The organism is Gordonia sp. YC-XJ4, from assembly GCF_059511865.1.
In genome coordinates, this window is sequence record NZ_CM183447.1 from 1083778 (window position 1) to 1103824 (window position 20047).

Annotated in this window: 19 protein-coding genes; 12 read left to right on the plus strand and 7 right to left on the minus strand. The window is 66.6% G+C overall.

Features of this window, described 5'->3' with window-relative positions:
* Positions 1-87 precede the first annotated feature (87 nt).
* The 4 genes from AC5ZH6_RS04805 to AC5ZH6_RS04820 form a co-directional block, all read right to left on the minus strand.
* Entirely contained in the window at positions 88-1362 is a 1275-nt protein-coding gene (locus AC5ZH6_RS04805; protein WP_006372543.1) for an HNH endonuclease, read from the minus strand.
* 595 nt (positions 1363-1957) lie between these two features.
* The gene (locus tag AC5ZH6_RS04810) at positions 1958-2833 is read right to left on the minus strand and encodes a PPK2 family polyphosphate kinase (protein ID WP_006372544.1); all 876 of its coding nucleotides are present in this window, start codon (positions 2831-2833) and stop codon (positions 1958-1960) included.
* Between the two features lie 57 nt (positions 2834-2890).
* On the minus strand, positions 2891-3676 hold the full coding sequence (locus AC5ZH6_RS04815; RefSeq protein ID WP_006372545.1) for an SDR family NAD(P)-dependent oxidoreductase: 786 nt from the start codon (positions 3674-3676) through the stop codon (positions 2891-2893).
* The gene (locus AC5ZH6_RS04820; protein WP_244421216.1) at positions 3673-4506 is read right to left on the minus strand and encodes a TetR/AcrR family transcriptional regulator; all 834 of its coding nucleotides are present in this window, start codon (positions 4504-4506) and stop codon (positions 3673-3675) included. The genes AC5ZH6_RS04815 and AC5ZH6_RS04820 overlap by 4 nt, the downstream gene beginning before the upstream one ends.
* Positions 4507-4558: 52 nt before the next feature.
* On the opposite strand from AC5ZH6_RS04820, the gene AC5ZH6_RS04825 reads away from it, so the two are divergent.
* From AC5ZH6_RS04825 to AC5ZH6_RS04865, 9 genes are all read left to right on the plus strand, one after another.
* Positions 4559-5893 carry a DUF445 domain-containing protein gene (locus AC5ZH6_RS04825; protein ID WP_014358936.1) on the plus strand — a complete coding sequence of 445 codons (1335 nt, stop codon included), beginning with the start codon at positions 4559-4561 and terminating at the stop codon, positions 5891-5893.
* A gap of 105 nt (positions 5894-5998) precedes the next feature.
* Positions 5999-6517 (plus strand): helix-turn-helix domain-containing protein, encoded by a 519-nt coding sequence (locus tag AC5ZH6_RS04830; RefSeq protein ID WP_006372548.1) that lies wholly within the window; start codon positions 5999-6001, stop codon positions 6515-6517.
* A gap of 61 nt (positions 6518-6578) precedes the next feature.
* A complete protein-coding gene (locus tag AC5ZH6_RS04835; protein WP_496168535.1) occupies positions 6579-7724 on the plus strand; it encodes a histone H1-like repetitive region-containing protein in 1146 nt (381 codons plus the stop codon).
* A gap of 39 nt (positions 7725-7763) precedes the next feature.
* The gene (locus AC5ZH6_RS04840; RefSeq protein WP_006372550.1) at positions 7764-8078 is read left to right on the plus strand and encodes a DUF2516 family protein; all 315 of its coding nucleotides are present in this window, start codon (positions 7764-7766) and stop codon (positions 8076-8078) included.
* 183 nt (positions 8079-8261) lie between these two features.
* On the plus strand, positions 8262-8744 hold the full coding sequence (locus AC5ZH6_RS04845) for an RrF2 family transcriptional regulator (protein WP_006372551.1): 483 nt from the start codon (positions 8262-8264) through the stop codon (positions 8742-8744).
* Positions 8745-8798: 54 nt separating this feature from the next.
* Positions 8799-9989, plus strand: coding sequence for a globin domain-containing protein (locus AC5ZH6_RS04850; protein ID WP_006372553.1), 1191 nt, complete (start codon positions 8799-8801; stop codon positions 9987-9989).
* Positions 9986-10420, plus strand: coding sequence for a hypothetical protein (locus AC5ZH6_RS04855; RefSeq protein WP_006372554.1), 435 nt, complete (start codon positions 9986-9988; stop codon positions 10418-10420). The genes AC5ZH6_RS04850 and AC5ZH6_RS04855 overlap by 4 nt, the downstream gene beginning before the upstream one ends.
* 93 nt (positions 10421-10513) lie before the next feature.
* Positions 10514-11455 (plus strand): MerR family transcriptional regulator, encoded by a 942-nt coding sequence (locus AC5ZH6_RS04860; RefSeq protein ID WP_035728809.1) that lies wholly within the window; start codon positions 10514-10516, stop codon positions 11453-11455.
* Positions 11456-11494: 39 nt separating this feature from the next.
* On the plus strand, positions 11495-12586 hold the full coding sequence (locus AC5ZH6_RS04865) for an alpha/beta fold hydrolase (protein WP_006372556.1): 1092 nt from the start codon (positions 11495-11497) through the stop codon (positions 12584-12586).
* Here AC5ZH6_RS04865 and AC5ZH6_RS04870 read toward each other — a convergent pair.
* Genes AC5ZH6_RS04870 through AC5ZH6_RS04880 form a run of 3 tightly spaced genes read right to left on the minus strand, consistent with a single transcriptional unit; the run spans position 12531 to position 15371 of the window.
* Positions 12531-13931, minus strand: a complete 1401-nt coding sequence (locus AC5ZH6_RS04870) for a sensor histidine kinase (RefSeq protein ID WP_006372557.1) — start codon at positions 13929-13931, stop codon at positions 12531-12533. The genes AC5ZH6_RS04865 and AC5ZH6_RS04870 overlap by 56 nt on opposite strands.
* Complete coding sequence (locus AC5ZH6_RS04875; protein WP_006372558.1) at positions 13928-14593, minus strand: response regulator transcription factor; 666 nt, start codon at positions 14591-14593, stop codon at positions 13928-13930. The genes AC5ZH6_RS04870 and AC5ZH6_RS04875 overlap by 4 nt, the downstream gene beginning before the upstream one ends.
* A gap of 58 nt (positions 14594-14651) precedes the next feature.
* Positions 14652-15371 carry a DUF5666 domain-containing protein gene (locus AC5ZH6_RS04880; RefSeq protein WP_006372559.1) on the minus strand — a complete coding sequence of 240 codons (720 nt, stop codon included), beginning with the start codon at positions 15369-15371 and terminating at the stop codon, positions 14652-14654.
* Between the two features lie 185 nt (positions 15372-15556).
* Here AC5ZH6_RS04880 and AC5ZH6_RS04885 point away from each other — a divergent pair, with 185 nt between their 5' ends.
* The 3 genes from AC5ZH6_RS04885 to AC5ZH6_RS04895 all read left to right on the plus strand — a co-directional run bounded on the left by AC5ZH6_RS04885 (position 15557) and on the right by AC5ZH6_RS04895 (position 19916).
* Positions 15557-16861, plus strand: coding sequence for a DUF1800 domain-containing protein (locus AC5ZH6_RS04885; protein WP_035728810.1), 1305 nt, complete (start codon positions 15557-15559; stop codon positions 16859-16861).
* Positions 16862-16892: 31 nt separating this feature from the next.
* On the plus strand, positions 16893-18107 hold the full coding sequence (locus tag AC5ZH6_RS04890; RefSeq protein WP_006372561.1) for a DUF1501 domain-containing protein: 1215 nt from the start codon (positions 16893-16895) through the stop codon (positions 18105-18107).
* A 519-nt stretch (positions 18108-18626) separates the two neighbouring features.
* A complete protein-coding gene (locus tag AC5ZH6_RS04895; protein ID WP_006372562.1) occupies positions 18627-19916 on the plus strand; it encodes an HNH endonuclease signature motif containing protein in 1290 nt (429 codons plus the stop codon).
* Positions 19917-20047 lie beyond the last annotated feature (131 nt).

Below are 20047 nucleotides of genomic sequence, written 5' to 3' on the forward strand. Positions count from 1 at the left end.
TGGGGTAGTTCTCTATGGAGTTGTCAAACAACAGATGCGGTCCCGGCCGGGCCGGGTGCGGGGAATCAGGTTGTGGGGCAGCGTGGGTCAGGCGGCTGCGTCGTCGAGTCGCATGGTCCGCCGGTGATACGACGGTATCGGTTGTCGTTTCGGATCCACGCTGGCGGGCGGGATCAGCCAGGGGTGGCGGTCGAAGCCCATGATGATGTCCCATCCGTGGTGGTGGACGTCGTCGTGGCAGCTGGTGCAGAGTAGGCAGCCGTTGTCGAGGTCGGTGGGACCACCCTTGCTCCAGTGGGTGAGGTGGTGTCCTTGGCAGCGTCCGGCGTGGGCTCCGCATTTGATGCACCCGCGATCCCGGACGAGTAGTGCTTTGCGTTGGCCGGGTGTGAAGAAGCGTTTCGCCTCCCCAACACTGAGCGGTACCCCATTGGGATCGAGCATGATCTTGGTGATCGTCGTGTCACACGACAACAACTTGGCGGTCGCTTCGGTGATCGCACCCATGTTCTGCAAGTCCCCGCCGAGCGCCGGGTTGTCCGCCGACCAGGTCCACAACAGGCCGTTGGTCGGTTTGGCCGAGAACGTGGTGTCGGCCAATCCTTGTGCCGCCAACTCCACAATCGTCTCGAACGCGGCGGCACAGATCTGTTCGGGTGTCCGAGGATCCGGGGACCCATCGGGCTGAGGTTTGGGCGCCGACAGCGCTTCCATCAGAGTTCTGGTTTTCTCGCCGGCGACGATGTCGAGGTTCGCCGAGATTTCCAACCGTCCGTCGTCGGTGATGCGGTCGGTGTAGGAGTTGATCTTCTTGTCCTCCGCGGCAGGTAACCCGCCCGATGTCTCGGCCGCCAACTCGTTCCCCAACTGCCGCGCGTAGAGGTTGATCTCGGCGGGGGTGAAACCGGCGAAATAGTGCGACAAGAGTTTCCGCAGGAACTCGCACCGTTGCACGGTGTCCATAGGTTCGGGGCATCGGGTGTCGATGTGCGCCAACCCGCGGACGATGGCGTCGGTGTGTTCGGAGGAGATGGACCCGTCCGCGGCATGCGCGAGCAGCAGATCCACATCGGTGGTGGCCGAGATCCGCACGTATCGACTTGCGACGGCGGGTGCGAAACCCATGCTGATCAACAACTCCCGGAGCCGGGTGGTCTTGTGATCGGCGACGCCCAAGCGATCCATCTCGCCGGTGAGGGTGGTGGCGTGGTGATCAACCAGGTTCCGCAGTAGCAGGACCTGTTTCATGGCGCCGAAGGCTTGGGGTCCGGTCATCTCCGGATTCCATTGCAGGTCGCTGAGTTGGCTGACGATCGCGGCGAAAACCGCTTCGGCGTCAAGAGCTTCGGTGGTGTCGATCATGGGCCCCTCCCCAGTGGCTGATCGGTGTGATGGGTCCAGTCTACATCGCCAGGGTGTTCGACGCAAGAGTTGTTTTGATCAATTCTGCTTGTGGACAACGTGTTTCGGCGACGACTTTCTGTCGGTGGGGTGTGGTAAGGGTGCGGCTTTCGTTCGCCTTGTCCTCGATGTGGTTGGGAGGCTGGTTGTCTCGCCGGGTCTCGAGGCTCGCCGCACGCGGCTCGCACCTCGACCATCGGGGGGAAGGCTCCCGAGTATCGGAAGGGCGGGTTGTTCGACCATCGGGGGGTCTCGACCAGCAGGGAAGTGCTGACGATCCGGAGGAGGGCGCCTTGACCGTCGGGAGTGATGCGTCCGCGGCTCCACTGTGCAGACGCGGCTGGTGTAGCGGGGGCGTTTGCGAATTCGGCTCGCGTTCAGGTCGTGCGACGGTGGATGTGGTTGGGAGGCTTGTTGTCTCGCCGGGTCTCGAGGCCCGCCGCACGCGGCTCGCACCTCGACCATCGGGGGAAGGGCTCTCTCGACCGTGGGGGGAGGGAACCATCGGGTGAGGGTCTCTATTATCGGGAGGGGGAGCTGCGCGACCAACGGGAGGTCAGTCGGGGAGGGCGGCCAGGCGCTTCTTCTCGGCGTCGACATCGAAATCGGCGGCGGGCCAATCGAGGTCGAGACCTGTCAGGGCATCGATGAGTAGTTCGCAGATCGCCAGGCGGGAGAACCACTTCCGATTGGCGGGGATGAGGTACCACGGGGTGGCGTCGGAGTCGCAGCGGTCGAAGATCGCTTGGTAGGCCTCGAGGTAGTCGTCCCAATAGGCGCGCTCATCGAGGTCGGCCGGGTTGTACTTCCAGTACTTGTCGGGACGGTCGAGGCGTTCGGCCAGTCGGGCCTTCTGCTCGTCCTTCGACACCACCAGAGCGCATTTCACCACCGTGGTGCCGGCGTCGACGAGTTCGTGCTCGAATCGATTGATGATGTCGTAGCGTGCTTCCCACTCCGATTGCGGTACCAGGGAATGCACGCGCACCGGCAGGACGTCCTCGTAGTGGGAGCGGTCGAAGATGCCGATGCGTCCGGCCGGGGGCAGCGCCTTGCGGATGCGCCATAGGAAGTCGTGGGAGAGCTCCTCGGGTGTGGGCTTGCCGAATCCCTTGATGCTCAGGCCTTGTGGGTCGAGCAGTCCGCCGACGTGTCGCACGATCCCGCCCTTGCCTGCGGTGTCCATGCCTTGTAGGACCAGCAGTACGGAGCGGTGGTCGCCGGCTCTGCCGTTGGCGAAGAGCAACTCCTGCAAACCTGCGAGGATCTCACCGCGTTCGGTGAGCAACTCCTCGCCGAGACGACGGTCGCCGTCGAATCCCGGTGTGCTGTCCGGGTCGAAATCGGCGATCGGGCCGACAGTACCCACGCGCAATGCGTCGATCGGTTCTTGTGCCCAGCCCTTCGTCGAACCTCCGCCGCGCTTGCCCATGATGCAACCTCCTCGTCGTGTGGTCCAGAGGGTACCCAACACCACCAGGGCCGCGGGTCAGGTTGGCGGGTAGAGTGGACCGCCGCCGAAAGCGTCGCGATGCGAATCGGGCTGCGCGCCATCATTGTTGACGATTCCGTGCTCGCGCCCGTACTCCGCGCTGATCAGGGTGTGTCCGGTCAGGTTCGGCAGTGCCGGGTCGTCGGCGAGCGCCGCGATGACCCGACCCACGAACTCGGGGTCCTCCGCGCGCTCCAACGAGAACCCCGCGAACTCCTCGACGCCGAGGGACAGCAGCAACTCGGTACGGATCAGGCCCAGCCACAACGACACCGCGTGGACGCCGGTGCCCTGCAGTTCGATGGCCATGTCGGCGACCATCTTGTCCAGTGCCGCCTTGCTCATGCCGTAGAGCACCGAGTGCAGGTGACCGCGTGTCCCGAACGACGAGATGTTGACGATCAGACCCGACCCGGCGGCCACCATGAGTCGGCCGGCATGCACCGAGGCCACGTAATGGGCGCGCACGCCGACCCCGATCAACGAATCCCAGTCGCCGACCGGTCGCTGCCAGAACGGTTCGCTGAATCCGCCGAACCCGCGGGGTGCCGCCCACACGTTGTTGACCAGCAGATCGAGGTGGCCCTCGGCGTCGTCGATCGTCTCGAAGACCTCGCCGACGGCGGCATCATCGGTGTGATCGCAGGTGATCACCCGGGCCCTGTCGGGCCCGCGTCCACTGCGCGCGGTGGTGTAGACGGTCCATCCGGCGTCGAGAAGTGCGGTGGCCACCCCGAGACCGACGCCGCGACTGGCGCCGGTCACCAACGCCACCCGACTCACCGGAGTGGCGTCTCGTCGTCAGCCGAACCGGGCTCGTGATCGTCCCGGTCTCCCTCGGTTGCTGCGGGCTCGGGCAGCGGCGGAGGGTCGGCCATGAATGCGGTGCGGGAGCCGTTCACCGCGGCGACCCCGACGATCGAACTCCACACCATCATCGTCAGGTAGTCGATGAGATCGTCGACGCCGATGGATCGTTCACCCATCCACCAATCGACGGCGCGCTGGATACCGCCGACGAGGGTGTAGGCCCACACCTGGGCTCCCGCGGCATCACCGTCGCGTTCGCCCAGACGCATCACGATGGTCGAGGTGAGCAGCTGGGCCACCAGCTTCTCCGACTCCGCGGAAGTCACCGACGAACTCGGCGACGCCGACAACGCGAACCGATACAACGCGGGCTCGTCGGCGACGGCATGGACGTAGACGCTGATCACGGTCCGGGTCAGCGTGTACTCGTCGACGTCGTCGGTGATGGTCTCGATCAGCCGGGGCATCAGGGTGGTCTCGAAGAACCGCACCGTCGTGGCGACCCCGAGATCGTTCTTGTCGGTGAAATAGCGGTAGAGCACCGTCTTGGAAACGCCGATGTGCCGGGCGATCTCGTCCATCCCGACGTCCGCGCCGAGTTCACGGACCGCAGCGATTGTGCCGTCGGTCAGTTCGGTGCGGCGCTCCCGCTTGTGGGTTTCCCAGCGCTGCCGGCGACCATCGGGTTTGGAGCGCTCCTCGACCGCCCCGCCGAGCAACGCCTGCTCGATTCCGCGGGTCACGTTCGTCGCCGCCGACACCGCAGCGCGCGCCGCCGCGGCCGGACTGGGACGATTTGCGATCACCCGGCCAGCGTAGTCGCTGCCGGCGGGTAGAAATGGATGGGTGTCAACTGTGACGACCGACGTTTCCGGTACCGGCAGGCATCGGGCTGCGCCGACAAGTGCGCCCGGGTTCTCCTCGGGCGGTTCCGCGTCCGACGACCGCCGTCGCCGTGATCTGCGCAAGATGAAACTGCTGGCGACCAGCTTCCTCATCGTCGCCGCCGTCATCTACCTGTTCACCCGCTACCTCGAACACCGCGACGGCGCCGACGTCGCCGCATGGGTTGGCTATGTGCGCGCGGCGTCGGAGGCCGGTATGGTCGGCGCGCTGGCCGACTGGTTCGCGGTGACGGCGCTGTTCCGGCACCCGCTGGGCATCCCGATCCCGCACACCGCCCTGATCCGCAAGAAGAAGGACGACATCGGCGATCAGCTCGGTGGCTTCATCGAAGAGAACTTCATGACGCCCGAGGTGATCGTGCAGCGCGCCGAGCAGCTGGACCTGCCACGTCGTGTCGCGACCTGGCTGGCCGATCCGAACAACGCCCCACGGGTGTCCGACGAGGCGGCCCGCGCCATCAAGCTCGCGTCAGAGATGTTGCGCGACGAGGACATCGAGCAGTTCATCCAGGCCACCCTGCGGTGGGCGGCCGAACCCGAATGGGCGCCGCCGATCGGGCGCATCCTGCATCAGCTGATCGCCGAGGACCGTCTCGAGCCGGTCTTCCAACTCCTGTGCGACCGCGCCCACGACTGGGCGCTCGGTAGCCAGGACCTCATCGACCGGGTGGTGGAGAGCGACGTCGGACCGGCCTGGAAACCGAAGTTCGTGACCAACCTCATGGGCGATCGGATCTACCGCGAGCTCGTCGATTTCACCTACAAGGTCCGTGCCGACCCGAATCACGAGATGCGCCGGTCGATGCACGAATTCGTCGAGCAGTTCGCCGACGACCTGCAGAACGACCCCGAGATGGTCGCCCGGTTCGAGAACATCAAACGTGAACTCGTGGGCAGCGAGGAAGTGGCCGGCGCGGCGTCGACCGCCTGGAACACCGGCAAGGCCGTCATCGAGCAGATGCTCGCCGACCCGAACAGCACGTTGCGCAACACCCTGACCGATGCCGCGATCAACCTCGGCATACGGATCCGCGACGACCGGCCGCTGCAGGAGAAGATGAACTGGTGGGTCGCACGTGTCGCCAATCACCTTGCCACCAACTACTCGCGGGAGATCATCTCCGTCATCACCGAGACCGTGCGCGGCTGGGACGCCGAGGACACCAGCCGCAAGATCGAGCTCCAGGTGGGCCGCGACCTGCAGTTCATCCGCATCAACGGCACCGTCGTCGGATCGCTGGCGGGACTGGTGATCTACACGATCTCGGTCCTCATCTTCCCCTGACCGGCCCGAGGGGAGGGCTTCGACGCCGCGCCGCGCTGCATGCACTGTGCTTGCACGTGTTAGCACTGGGGTCGATACTGGGCTCGGTGAGCCACGGGAGGTGACATGACAGCGAAGAGGCCCCACAACAGCACATCCGAGCATCGCTCGGGCGACGATCCCGTCGATGAGGCGTCGAGCCCCGACGAGGACGATCGCGACACCGGCGGCGTCGGACACACCGTGGAAGCCGTCACCGCCGTCACCGCGGTGGCCTCGGATGCGGTCGCAACCGCGGCACAGGACATCGGTGGGTTCATCCGATCCCAGCGAATGGCCGCAGAGGTGTCGTTGCGGCAGTTGGCCGAACGGGCCGGCGTCAGCAATCCGTACCTCAGTCAGATCGAGCGCGGACTCCGCAAACCCTCGGCAGATGTGTTGGCGCAGATCGCCAAGGGCCTGCGGGTGTCGGCCGAGGTGCTGTACGTTCGGGCCGGGATCCTCGAAGAACGGCCGGCCAGCCCGGTGCGTGATGCGCTGATCGCCGACGACTCGATCAGTGAACGCCAGAAGCAGATGCTGCTCGAGATCTACGAGTCCTTCCGCAAGGAGAACGCCACCGAGGAGCCGATCCCCGACGAGTGACCACAGGGTGACTCGGGCGGTCGATTCACCACCCGCACAAGCGAATCGAGGAGTTCCGATCATGCCGGACAACCCGTTGTCGACAGCGTTGGGTCAAGTGTCGGCCCTGCTCAACGATTTTCGTGAGCGCGGTGAGGCCGCCACCGAGCAGGCCCAGACAAAGATCGCCGAGAGTATCGAGTCGGCGCAGGAACGGATCACCGAGTCGCGCGAGGACCTCACCGAACGCGTCGCCGAGCGAGTCGATTCCGCGCAGTCCACCCTCGACGAGACGCTGGCCAACGCGCTGGCGACGTTCGAGGAGGCCAAGAGCAAACTCGCCGCCCTGCCCGTCGAACTGCCCGCCGAGATCGAAGAACTGCGCGCGCGATTCTCCCCGGAAGAACTGCGCAAGGTCGCCGACGCCTACCTCGCGGTCGCGGCCGCGCTGCTGGCATCGTTGTCCGAACGCACCGAAGAGGTCGTCGACCGACTCAAGGCCCAACCTCTCGTCGGTGAGAACCTGCCGAAACTGGAGAAGGTCTACAACGACGCCGTCGCCCTCACCGAAGACGCACTGGGAACCCTGGCGACGCAGACCAAACTGATCAGCGGCCAAGCCGCCCGCGGAACCGGTGTGGGACAACTGACCTCGCGACGAACCGCCAAGAAGGCCGCTCGCGCAAAGGGTTCGGCCACCAAGGCGCTGCCCGCGGCGAAGAAGGCTGCCGTGACGAAGGCCGCGCCGGCGAAGCAGGCCGCGCCGGTCAAGGTCGCGGCCAAGGAAGCCGAGGCGAAGAAGGCTGCCGTCGTCGCGCAGGCGCCCGCGAAGAAGGCTGCGGCGAAGAGGACGGCGGCGAAGAAGTCGGCGGCGAAGAAGTCGGCGGCCACGAAGTCGGCAGCAACGAAGTCGGCAGCAACGAAGGCTCCGGCGAAGAAGGCCACGACACCGGGGGCCAAGAAGACTGCGACACCGGCCAAGAAGACCGCTGCGAAGAAGGCCGCTGCAACAAAGGCTCCGGCCAACAAAGCCGCTGCCAAGAAGTCTCCGGCAAAGAAGACGGCAGCCACGAAGACCCCGGCCACGAAAACAGCAGCCAGGAAGACAGCAGCCAAGAAGACCCCGGCGAAGAAGTCCACCGCAGCAAAGAAAACCGCAGCCAAGACCACCGCAGCCAAGAAGAGCCCCGCGAAAAAAACGACCGCACGCAAGTCGCCGCGCTCCTGAGCGTCCGACAAAACCGACATGGAGAGCTAGAGTGGTCGCGTGAATTTCGTCAACGTCCTCGCCGCCGGTCAGAACCTCGTGTTGTGGGTGCTGACCGTGGTCGCCGGTGTCGCGGCCATCGTCGCCCTCGTCCACGCGTCCCTCCAGCGCAAAGACGCCTTCCCGGCGGTCGACAAGCAGAGCAAGGTGCTCTGGGTGTCGTTGCTGGCCCTCGCGACCCTGTTCATCTGGCTGTTCCAGGCGCCGACGCTGTTCTACCTCATCGGCGTCGTCGCGCTGATCGTCTACCTCGTCGACGTCCGGCCGCGCGTCGACTCCATTCAGAACAAGCATTGGTTCCGCAAGATCCGGTGAGCTGAACCCGGGTCCGCGCCCGTGTGCGCCGCGCAGGTTTCACCAGCCGCCCGCGACCGTCCTCGTGACGGTCGCGGGCGGCTCTCGTATGACACGACGCCGGCGATGGCCCGCACCGACGAGTGACGAGCGCCACAGGCATTTAATATGCATCTCAGATGCAAATTATGATCTGATGATCACATGCAACTGACCCGCTTCACCGACATCGGCTTGCGCGTGGTGATGCGCCTGGCCGTCTCGGACGGGTCGATGACCACCCGGGTCCTCGCCGAGGAGATGGCCGTGCCGTATACGCATGTCACCAAGGTGACCGGGCGCCTCGCTGAACTCGGCGTCGTCCACTCCCGGCGGGGTCGCGCGGGTGGGCTGGTGATCACCGAGTTGGGCCGTACGGCCCGAATCGGTTGGCTCGCAGCAAGTCTCGAAGGTGAAGGAGAAGTCGTCGACTGCGACGGCGAAACGCCGTGTCCGCTGCGTCGGGCGTGCCGGTTGCGCGGTGCGCTCGCCGCCGCCCGTCGTGCCTTCTTCGACAGCCTCGACGACGTGACCGTCGGGGACCTCGTGACCGACCCCACCGGAGCGGTCCTGCTCTCCCTCGACCCCCCGCGTCGCGCCGAGGCGACGCCCCACGGTCGAGCGGAATCTCACAGTCAAGCCGAATAGGTTCGGCAACAAACGATTTCGCCACCGGGCGGAACAGATCAGATCGGAGTCGTCGTGCTCACCATGCCCACTCGCGAGGTCATCGCGGCCACCCTGCCCGCCGTCGACGGAGCACTCGGGGAGATCACCCCGAACTTCTACGCGCGGATGTTCGCAGCCCACCCGACGTTGCTCGACGACATGTTCAACCGCACCCATCAGCGGTCCGGTGAACAGCCGATGGCGTTGGCGGGGTCGATCGCGGCATTCGCCAAGCTGCAACTCGAGCCCGATCTGCGGCGGCAGCGATTCATCATCGACCGCATCGCGCACAAGCATGCGTCCCTCGGGGTCACGCGTGATCAGTACTCGATCGTCCACGAGCACCTGTTCGCCGCGATCGTCGAGGTGCTCGGTGCCGCGGTGACCCCGGAGGTCGCCAATGCGTGGGACGAATTGTATTGGGAGATGGCCGATGTGCTGATCCGTGAAGAAGCCGGCCTCTACGCCGCGGCCGGCGTCGAACCGGGTGCGGTGTGGCGCGATCTCGTCGTGACCCGACGCGATCAGGTGGCCCCGGACGCGGTGTCGTTCATCCTGGCCGCGCCCGACGGTGCGGATCTTCCGGCATTCTCTCCCGGGCAGTACATCTCGGTGCAGGTGCCGCTGACCGACGGCGCGCATCAGATCCGCCAGTACAGCCTGATCGGCACGCCGCAGGCGCGCGAGGAGTGGCGGATCAGCGTCAAACTCGCCGGCGAGGTGTCGGCGTTCCTGCACGAGAACGTCTTCGAGGGCGACGCGGTGCACGTCTCGATGCCGTTCGGTGATCTCGTTCTGCCCGAAGATGATTCGCCATTACTGCTGGCATCTGCGGGCATCGGGTGCACACCGGTGATCGGGCTGCTGACCGCGCTCGCCGAGTCGGGCACCGACCGCCCGGTGACAGTCCTGCACGCCGACCACTCGCGGGCCGGCCAACCTCATCGTGGGCAACTCGGCGCCCTCGTCGAGCAGATCGATTCCGCACGGCTCTACCAGTGGTATCAGCATGGTGCCGACCACCTGGTGTCCGACGCGGTGCGTACCGGCCGGATGTCGTTGGACGGCATCGACCTTGCCGACGGCGTCCACGCCATGCTGTGCGGTCCCACCGGATTCCTCGACTCGGTCCGCACCCAGCTGCTCGACCGGAATGTGCCCTCCGAGCGCATCCACTTCGAGACCTTCGGGCCGGAATTGTTGCGCGCCGGCGCCTCGCGATGAGCGTGTCGTACGCGGTGGCGACCGCGGTCACCTTTGTCTGGTTGGGCATGGTGATCGCGATCTCGTTCCTCGAGGCGCCGCTGAAGTTCCGTGCTCCGGGTATCACCATTCCGCTGGGTCTGGGGATCGGACGGCTGGTGTTCCGTGCGCTCAACGCCGTCGAGGCGGGTGCGGCGATCGTGCTCATCGTGTGCGCGGTCGCCGGGGGATGGGTGGGGCAACCCGCGGGCATCCTCGCCGTGGCTGTGGTGGTGGTGCTGGCGGTCCAGCTCGTCGGTATCCGGCCCGCATTGAACCGCCGCTCGGACGAGGTGCTCGCCACCGGAGACGCCGACGGTCCGCGCAGTCACGCGCACCTGGTGTACGTGGCTGCCGAGGTCGTCAAGGTGGGCGTGCTGATCGCTACCGGCGTCGTGCTGCTGGCCGGATGACACGGTGCTCTTTGCCGGATGACCGGACGGGAGAGGCGAGTCGTCGGGCGCGGGTCGTCGGGCGTACGACATCCGGCGAATACACTGTCATTCGTGGCTGAGTATCGGATCAACGACCTGGCAGAGGCGTCCGGCGTCAGCGTCCGCAACATCCGGGTCTATCAGGATCGTGGGCTGCTGCCGCCGCCGACGATCCGCGGTCGCACCGGCTGGTACTCCGACGATCACCTCAATCGCCTGAATCTCATCTCGCGGATGCTCGAACGCGGATACACCTTTGCCACCATCAGTGAGCTCCTGCATGCAGCCCACTACGGGATGAAGGTCGAGCATGTGTTGCGTGGCGCGCCCACCAAGGGCGGCCGATTCCGCAACTTCAAGCGCGCGGCCACGATCACCTTCACCGAATTGCGCAAGACGCTCAACGCCAGCGAGCGCTCCATCGCGCTCAGCCAGAAACTCGGGCTGCTCGTCAAGGACGGCGCTCATTACGCGATCAAGAACCCGGAGGTCCTCGAGGGCGCCGAGGTGCTGGTCAAGAGCGGCGTCGACATCGACGTCCTGCTCGACCGCTTCGTGCGCGTGCAGGACGACCTCGAGGATGCGGCCCGCAGTTTCGTCTCGATCATCACCGACAAGTACCTCAACGAAAACCTGCCGACCCTCGGCGAGGCCAAGGTCAGCAAGATGGCCGAACTGATCCAGACGGTCCGGCCGATGGCCCACGAGATCGTGGAGACCACCTTCCGCAAGGCGCTCGACGACGAGATCACCCGGGCGATCGGCGAGGCGTCGACGTACTTCGACGTCGCCGACACCGATGTTCCCGCCCCCGATGTTCCCGGCGCCGACGTCACCGACGGACCCGCATCGGGCATCGATCCCGAGACCGCAGGCGATGGCGCCCAGAACATGACAACGGGTAGTGTTACATCGAACGCTGTGTCCCCCGACACGTCCGAGGGTCCGACGCCGGGCACCGAGGAGTCGGTGGACACGCCGCAAACGCACCGTCCGACTCCGCGATCGTCCTGATCGCCACACCCGGGCGGTGCCCTGGCGAGAGGGTGACACATGAGTCGACGCGGGTGGGCCATCGGTGGCGTTGCCGCCGGGGCAGGTCTGATCGGGGTCGGGGTGGGCACCATCGGTGCCGGCCTGGTACGCGAAGCCCTGCACGGCGATCCGGCCGTCGACGACGGGCCCGACGATCTGCTGGCCACCCCCACGGCTCCGAGTGACACCAGAACCGTCCGCGCCGCCGACGGCACCCGGCTCAACGTGGTCACCTACGGTCCCGGTGCACGCGGTGACGACGACACCGGTGACGTGATCGTCGCGGTGCACGGATGGACGTGCAACACCACCTACTGGTATCCGCAGATCAACGCCTTCGCCGGTGAACGCACCGTCATCACCTACGATCAGCGCGGACACGGAGCCAGTGAACTCGGTCGCAAACGACCCACCGTCGCGACCCTCGGCCAGGACCTCGACGCCGTCCTCGACGCCGTCGTCCCGCCCGGGCGCCGAGCGATCCTCATCGGCCACTCCATGGGCGGCATGACGATCATGTCGTGGGCGGCGCAGTACCCGCACAAGGTGTCCGATCGCGTGTCGGCGGTGGTGCTCGCCTCGACCGCCGCCAAGGCGGTCATGCAGAATCACCTGCTCATCCCCCTCGATCTGCCGCGCTACAGCAAACCGTTCGCGCCGGCGGTCACCAAGCTCATCACCTCGGCGCCACTTCCGGTGCCGCGCAGCTCCTATGGGCCGCGGATGTCGCAGTACATCGCGCTCGGCTCCACCGCTCGCGCCTCGCACGTCGAGTTCGTGGACAACATGATCATGAGCTGCCCGCCCCGTGCGCGGGCCCGCTGGGGTGCGGCGATGGGCAAACTGGATGTGACCGCGGGGCTGGACGCGCTGACGGTCCCGACGACGATCGTGGTCGGCAGTGCCGACCGCCTGACCCCGCCGTCGCACGCCGAGCAGATCGCAGAGGTGTTGCGGCGCAACGGAACCCTTCGTGATCTCGTCGTTCTCGACGGGGTGGGTCACATGTCGACGATCGAGGCCGGGGCCGTCGTCGACGAGGCCCTCGCGGCGGTCATCGCGGATGCGGAGCAGCCGACCCCGCAGACCGATCACGTCCCGTCGGTCTGAACGGCAACTCCAGGCGGAACACCGCGCCCTGTGTCGCGCCGTCCGGTGTGCGCGGAAGCAGGCGCACCTCGCCCCCGTGGGCGCGGGCCAGACCACGCGCCACCGCCAGCCCCAGACCGGCGCCGCCCGAGCGCCGATCTCGTGAATCATCCAGGCGCACCATACGATCGAAGATCCGCTCGCGGTCGGCGTCGGGGACGCCCGGTCCGGTGTCGCTGACCGTCACGGTCACCCACCCGCCGGACTCGGTGGGTGCGTGGGCGACCGCCACCTCGACTCGCCCGCCGGCCGGTGTGGCCTGGCAGGCGTTGTCGATGAGGTTGGCCAGGATCTGTGAGATCCGGCCGGGGTCGGCCAGTGTCGGAGGGGCGTCACCGGTGGCGACGACCGTCAGCTCCGGATGCAGGATCGCCACCCGGCGACACTGATCCTCGGCAAGGGCGACGAGGTCGACCGCCTCGGGATGCAGCGCCAGACCTGCGTCGATGCGGGCCATGTCGACCATGTCGCCGACGAGGCGTCCGGCGCGGTGGGTCTCCTGAATGAGCAACAGCAGCAACTGTTCTCGATCCTCGGCGGATGCGTCGGCATCCATCTGCAGCAGTGTCTCGGCGATCGCCTGCACCCCGGTGACCGGGGTGCGCAACTCGTGGGCTGCGTCGGCGACGAACTGCCGGACCGACTGTTGCGCGGCGCGCTGATTGGCCTCGGCACCCTCCAACGAGTCGAGCATGTCGTCGAATGCCGCTGCGGTACGCCCCAACTCGGTGTCGGTCCGGGTCGGGGCGAGGCGCTCACCGCGTCGGCCACGCGCGATCGAGCGCGCCACATCGGTCATGGTGTCCAACGGCGCCAGGGCATAACGCATCCCGAACCACAGCAGCAACGCGGTGAGGACGAGCGCCCCCGAACCGGTGATCGCCATCCCGATCAGCAGCCGTGACTGCACCCCGCCGAGCAGATCGCCGTCGACGGCGAGGGTCAGCGTCGCGCCGTCGGCCCAGGATGAGTTGGGCGCCTTGAGGGTGATGGTGCGGCGGGCGACCGCGTCGCGGGTCGGGCGGCCGAACACCTCACCGTCGGCGAGTTCGAGTCGGGCCCGCACCGAGCGGCCCTCGATGCGCTGCAGGAAGATCTCCGGCGTGCGTGAGGTCCGGGCGTACTGCTGGGCGAGGGTGGCCCGATCACTGAGGAGCGCCCCGGCGGCGCGATGGCCCGCCACGGCGAACAGTGCGCTGCCGATGGCGATCAGCGCGACCAACGACACCGCGAGCACCACGACGGCCAGAGCCGTCACCCGGCTGCGCAACGAGCTGCCGGTCAGTCGAGTACGGATCGTCGTCATGACGGGCGCAGGGTGTAGCCGCGGCCGCGTTCGGTGTGCAACAGTCGCGGACCGTGGGCCTCGAGCTTGCGGCGCAACGCACTGACGTTGACCTCCACGAGATTCGGATCGTAGTGGTCGTAACCCCAGACGCCGGTGAGGATCTGGGTTTTGGTGACCACCCGGCCGCGGCGCTGTGCGAGGTAGGTGAGTACCCGGAACTCGGTGGGCGTCAGAGCGATTCGCTCGCCAGCGCGGGTCGCCGTCCCGCCGTCGCGGTCGATCTCGAGGTCATCGACGTAGAGGATGTCGGTGCGCCCGCCACGTCGGCGCAGCACCGCGCCGACGCGCGCCACCAACTCCGCCATCTCGAACGGCTTGACCACATAGTCGTCGGCGCCCTCGGTGAGGCCGTGCAATCGGTCGGCGACGGCGTCGCGGGCGGTCACCATGATGATGCCGGCGTCGCTGCGCCGCCGCACCACGTCGAGCAGGGTGAAACCGTCCGAACCGGGCAGCATGACGTCGAGCAGGACGGCGTCGGGGCGCGCCTGTGCCAGATCGTGTTCGAGTCGCGAACCGTCGGGGCGGGCGAGGACCCGATGCCCGGCCTCGGTCAGTGCCGCGGCCACCGCGACACGGATCGGGGTCGAGTCCTCGATGACGAGGACCGTGGCGCTCATGTCATGTGATTCTGCCAGCCCGCGGTCACGTCTCGGTCATCGTCGACCCCCGTACCGGTCAACTCGGTTGCGCCGAGGTCGGGGCCGGTGCACCACTGGTCTGCGGCGTCGCAGTGCCGGCCGGCGTCGGACGCTTCGCGACGATCCGTGCGGTGACCGTGTCGCCACTTCGGGTCCCGGCGACGACGACCCGGTCGCCGACGGCGAAGTCGCTCTGCTGCTGCGGCTTCCGTTCGGTCCCGAAATGCGTGTCGCCGGTGATGTCGACGGTCACCGTCTTGTCGCCGCGGGTTTGCACCGTCCAGGTCTGGCCGTTGATCGCGGTGATCTGGCCGGTCACCCCGCGTCGGCTCGCCGCGGAGGTGGCCTCGTGGCGGGTCTTCTTGCCGTGCTGGGCGGTGGCTGCGACAGGCTGTGTGTGCGAGTCGTCGTGTCCGGTCGCCCATCCGATACCGCCCCCGATGAGACCGCCGATGATGAGGGCGGCGACCCCGGTGACCAGCGCGGTGCGCTGACTACGCCAGAACGACGGCTTGGGTGCCGGACCGGGAGTGCCCGGTTGCCCCTGCGGTGGCATCGACGGCGGTGGCCCGGAAGGGGGCGGTCCGGAGGGTGGTGGGCCGGCGTATGGGCCCGGCTGCCCCGGGCTCGGTGCGATCGGAGTCGTCGGGTTCGCCCCCTGCGACATCGGTTCGGTACCGAACTGGGTGGTGGGATCGTCGGGCGTGGCCTCGTGCGGTTGCCGGCCGGGTTCTTGCGGGTTCTCGGTGTCTGACATGGCGACCACCGTAGGGCGGGGGAGTACGGGGCAACTGAAGGCTTTCTGAAGGTTGCCACGACAGGACCGACGGTTTGCCGGTCGCCGGGCGGGATGCCGGATCTGCGAGGGTCGTGCTGAAGACTCCCTGAAGGACCGGCGGCGTGGCCTGGTTCCCGGCGCCGGGGTTGGCCAGACTGGCAGCCATGACGCAATCGGCCGACTGGATGGCGGCGGCGAGAGTGGTGCGGCGGTTGGGGTTCGGTGCGACCGGAACCCAGGTCGACGCCGTGGTGGCCTCGGGAATCGACACCTACCTCCAGCGCGTGCTCACACCCGCCCCCGCACCCGATCGTGGGGTCGATGCCACCCCGGCCCCGCACTTCGGCATCGTGGCGCGGGTGCCGCGCAGCGCGTCGGCCGCGGTGCGCAAGCACGTCCGATCCGAACGTTCGGCGCAGACAAAGCAATTGGTGACCTGGTGGACACATCGGATGATCGCCGCCGAGGTGCCCGAACGCGAGAAACTGACCTTCATGTGGCACAACCACTTCGCCACGTCGATCGCCAAGGTCGGCTCTGCCGCGGAGATGCTCGCCCAGAACGAGAAGCTGCGCACGATGGGGCTCGGACAGTTCCGTCCGCTGGCCTACACCATGCTGACCGATGCGGCGATGCTGCGCTGGCTCGACGGCGCCAGCAACGTCAAGGGTGCCGCGAATGAGAACCTCGCCCGCGAATTCATGGAACTGTTCGCCCTCGGACACGGCAACGGGTACACCGAGACCGACGTCCGCGAAGGTGCACGGGCCCTGACCGGGTGGCGGCCGGACAATCGCGGGGGCACGGTACTCAAGCCGACGTTGCATGATTCGGGCACCAAGACCGTCCTGGGCGTCACCGGCGATCTGGACGCCGCGAGCTTCTGCGACGCAGTGCTCGATCACCCGACCTCCGCCGGCTACGTCGCCACCAGGGTGTGGCAGCACCTGGCCGGGGACACGCCGCCGTCGGCGGCCGCGCTGACCCGGTTGACCTCGGCGTACGGCCCCGACCGTGATCTGCGCGGTCTGGTCGCCGCGATCGTTACCGACCCCGAGCTCGGCAACTCCTCGGGAGTGGCCTCCCCCGTGCAGTGGCTCATCGGCGCCACCAGGGCGCTACAGCCGAAACCAGGTGCTTCCGAACTCAAACGAACAACCTCCACCCTCAAGACGTTGGGCCAGCAGCCCTTCTACCCACCCGACGTCGGGGGCTGGCCGTCCGGGCAGGCATGGCTGTCGACCGCCGGCGCCGAAACACGCTGGAACACAGCGATGCGCCTGGCCCGTGACGCGCAGGTCACCACCATCCACGACGCCGCCGCGGGGGAGCGTATCGACGCCGCGGCGCATCTGCTCGGTGTCGGCGGATTCTCCGACCGGACCGTGAAGGTGATGCAGGGGTCGGTCAAGAATCCAGTGACGCTCACCGCGATCGCCCTCAACAGCCCCGAATACCTGACCGTCTGAACACCATTCGCGCGATCCGAGGCAGGAGCACATGAAGACCATCGACGTCAATCGCCGCACATTCCTCGTCGGCACCGGTGTGCTGGCCGCACTCGGCGCCGCGGGCGGGGTTACCACCGTCACCTGGGACGACCTGCACCGGGCGAGCGTGGACCATCCACGAGTCGTGGGCAACGGCGTGCTGGTCATCCTCACCATGTACGGCGGGAACGACGGCATCAATACGCTGATCCCGTACGCGGACAGCGCCTACCACGACAACCGGCCCGAACTCGCCTACGCCCCACAGGATGTGCTGCACCTCGACGACTCGCTTGGGCTGAACCCGGCGATGAAGGGACTGCATAACGCGTGGGGCGACGGGACCCTGGCGATCGTGCGTGGCGTCGGGTACCCGCAGCCCGACCACAGTCATTTCCGCTCCATGGACATCTGGCAGACCGCGTCGCCGGGGTCGGCGGTACCGAGCGGATGGATAGGACGATGGCTCGACGCGACGGGCGATGATCCGTTGCGCGCCCTCAACATCGGGCCGGTGCTGCCGATGCTGTCGATCGGTGCGAAGTCGACGGCAGCCGCACTCGACCCTACGGGTAGCCCGCTCGCCGCGCCGGTCGTCGCACGGCTGGCGCAACTGGGAGCACCGTCGGCGCCGGACAGTCCCGCCGAACAGATGGTCTGCACTTCTTACGCCGCCGAGAACAAGGCGGCGTCGGCGCTGCGTGGGGTGCGGGCGTCGAAGGGGACGACCGGCTCGGCGGGTGCAGAGGGCAAAGCGCTTGCCGAACAACTCGATACCGTCGCCCGGTGCGTGAGCGCCGGAGTGCCGACCAAGGTGTACTCGGTGAGCATCGGCGGATTCGACACACACGCCGACGAACGCGAGACACAGCAGAATCTGCTCGGTGAGGTCGACTCGGCCCTGTCGTCGTTTCTCACCCGGATGGCCGGTGACCCGCGCGGCCGCGACGTCATCGTCATGGCCTACTCGGAGTTCGGTCGTCGCGTGCGCGCCAACGCCTCTCAGGGCACCGACCACGGCACCGCGGGCCCGGTCTTCGTCGCCGGCTCTCCCGTCCGCGGCGGCTTCTACGGTGACGAACCGAGTCTGACCGATCTGGACGACGGAGATCTCAAGGCCACCACGGACTTCCGCGACATCTACGCCGAACTCCTGGGAACCGGCCTCGGCACCGACCCGACGCCGTCGGTGGGGACTGGACGGCGGGCGGTCGGGTTCCTGTAGGTGGGGTTGCCTACACAGGGGGTTTCGAGTACTTGTCGAGACCGTCCTGCTCGAGACCACCCTTTCCCCGGATGATCGAGAACCCTTCCCCTCCCGATGGTCGAGGTGCGAGCCGCGTGTGGCGAGCCTCGAGACCCGGCGAGACAACAAACATCCCAACCACATCCACCGTCACATGACCCAACGCGAGCCGAACTTGTGGACGCCCCCGCTGCACCAGCCGCGCCCGCACATTGGAGCCGCGTACGTATTACTCCCGATGGTCGAGAACCTTTCCTCCGATGGTCGAGGTGCACGGCGCCCCGGCGCCGGGCCTCGAGACCCGGCAAGACAACAGGACTCCCAACCACATCGGATACTCACACGGCGAAATTGCACCGCTTACCACATCCCACCGACAAGACTTCAGCTCCGAAACAAGTTGTCCACAAGCAGAATTGATCGAAAGTATCCCTTGCATCGAACATACTTTCCTGTAGACTGGATACATCGCACCGATCAGCCACTGGGGAGGGGCCCATGATCGACACCACTGAAGCTCCCGACGCTGGAACCGTCGACGCCGAAGCAGTTTTCGCCGACATCGTCGCCCGACTCAGCGACCTGCAATGGAATCCGGACATGACCGGACCCCAGGCCTTCGGTGCGATGAAACAAGTCCTCTTTCTGCGTAATCTGGTTGATCACCATGCCACCACCCTCACCGGCGAGATGGATCGCTTGGGTGTCGCCGATCACAAGACCACCCGGCTTCGGGAGTTGTTGATCAGCATGGGTTTCGCACCCGCCGTCGCAAGTCGATACGTGCGGATCTCGGCCACCACCGATGTCGATCTGTTGTTGGCGCATGCCGCGGACGGGTCCATCTCCTCCGAACACACCGATGCCATCGTCCGCGGGTTGGCGCACATCGACACCCGATGCCCCGAACCTATGGACACCGCGCAGCGCTGTGAATACCTGCGGAAACTCTTGTCGCACTATTTCGCCGGTTTCACCCCCGCCGAGATCAACCTCTACGCGCGGCAGTTGGGGAACGAGTTGGCGGCCGAAACACCGGGCGGGTTGCCGGCCGCCGAGGACAAGTCGATCAACTCCTACACCGACCGCATCACCGACGACGGCCGGTTGGAGATCTCGGCGAACCTCGACATCGTCGCCGGCGAGAAAACCAGAACTTTGATGGAAACCTTGTCGGCGCCCAAGCCTCAGCCCGACGGATCCCCGGATCCGCGGACACCCGAACAGATCTGCGCGGCCGCGTTCGAAACGATCGTGGAGTTGGCGGCACAAGGTTTGGCGGACACCACGTTCTCGGCGAAACCCACCAGCGGACTGTTGTGGACCTGGTCGGCGGACAACCCCGCGCTCGGTGGGGATTTGCAGAACATGGGTGCGATCACCGAAGCGACTGCCAAGTTGTTGTCGTGTGACACGACGATCACCAAGATCATGCTCGATCCCAACGGGGTACCGCTCAGTGTTGGGGAGGCGAAACGCTTCTTCACCCCCGGACAACGCAAAGCGTTGCTGGTGCGTGATCGTGGATGTATCAAGTGTGGTGCCCACGCCGGACGCTGCCAAGGACATCATTTGCACCATTGGGTTGATGGTGGTCCCACCGACCTCGACAACGGCTGCCTACTGTGCACCAGCTGCCATGACGATGTGCATCACCATGGCTGGGACATCATCATGGGATTCGACCGGCACCCCTGGCTGATCCCACCCGCCAGCATCGACCCGAAACGACGACCGATACCGTCGTATCACCGACGGACCATGCGACTCGACGACACCGCAGCCTGACCCACGCTGTCCCACTACCTGATTCCCTGCACCCGGCCTGGCCGGGACCGCATCTGTTGTTTGAGAACTCTATAGCGAAACCCACCCGATGGTCGAGGTGTGTCGCGCCGCCGGTGGCCCGGAATCCTTTC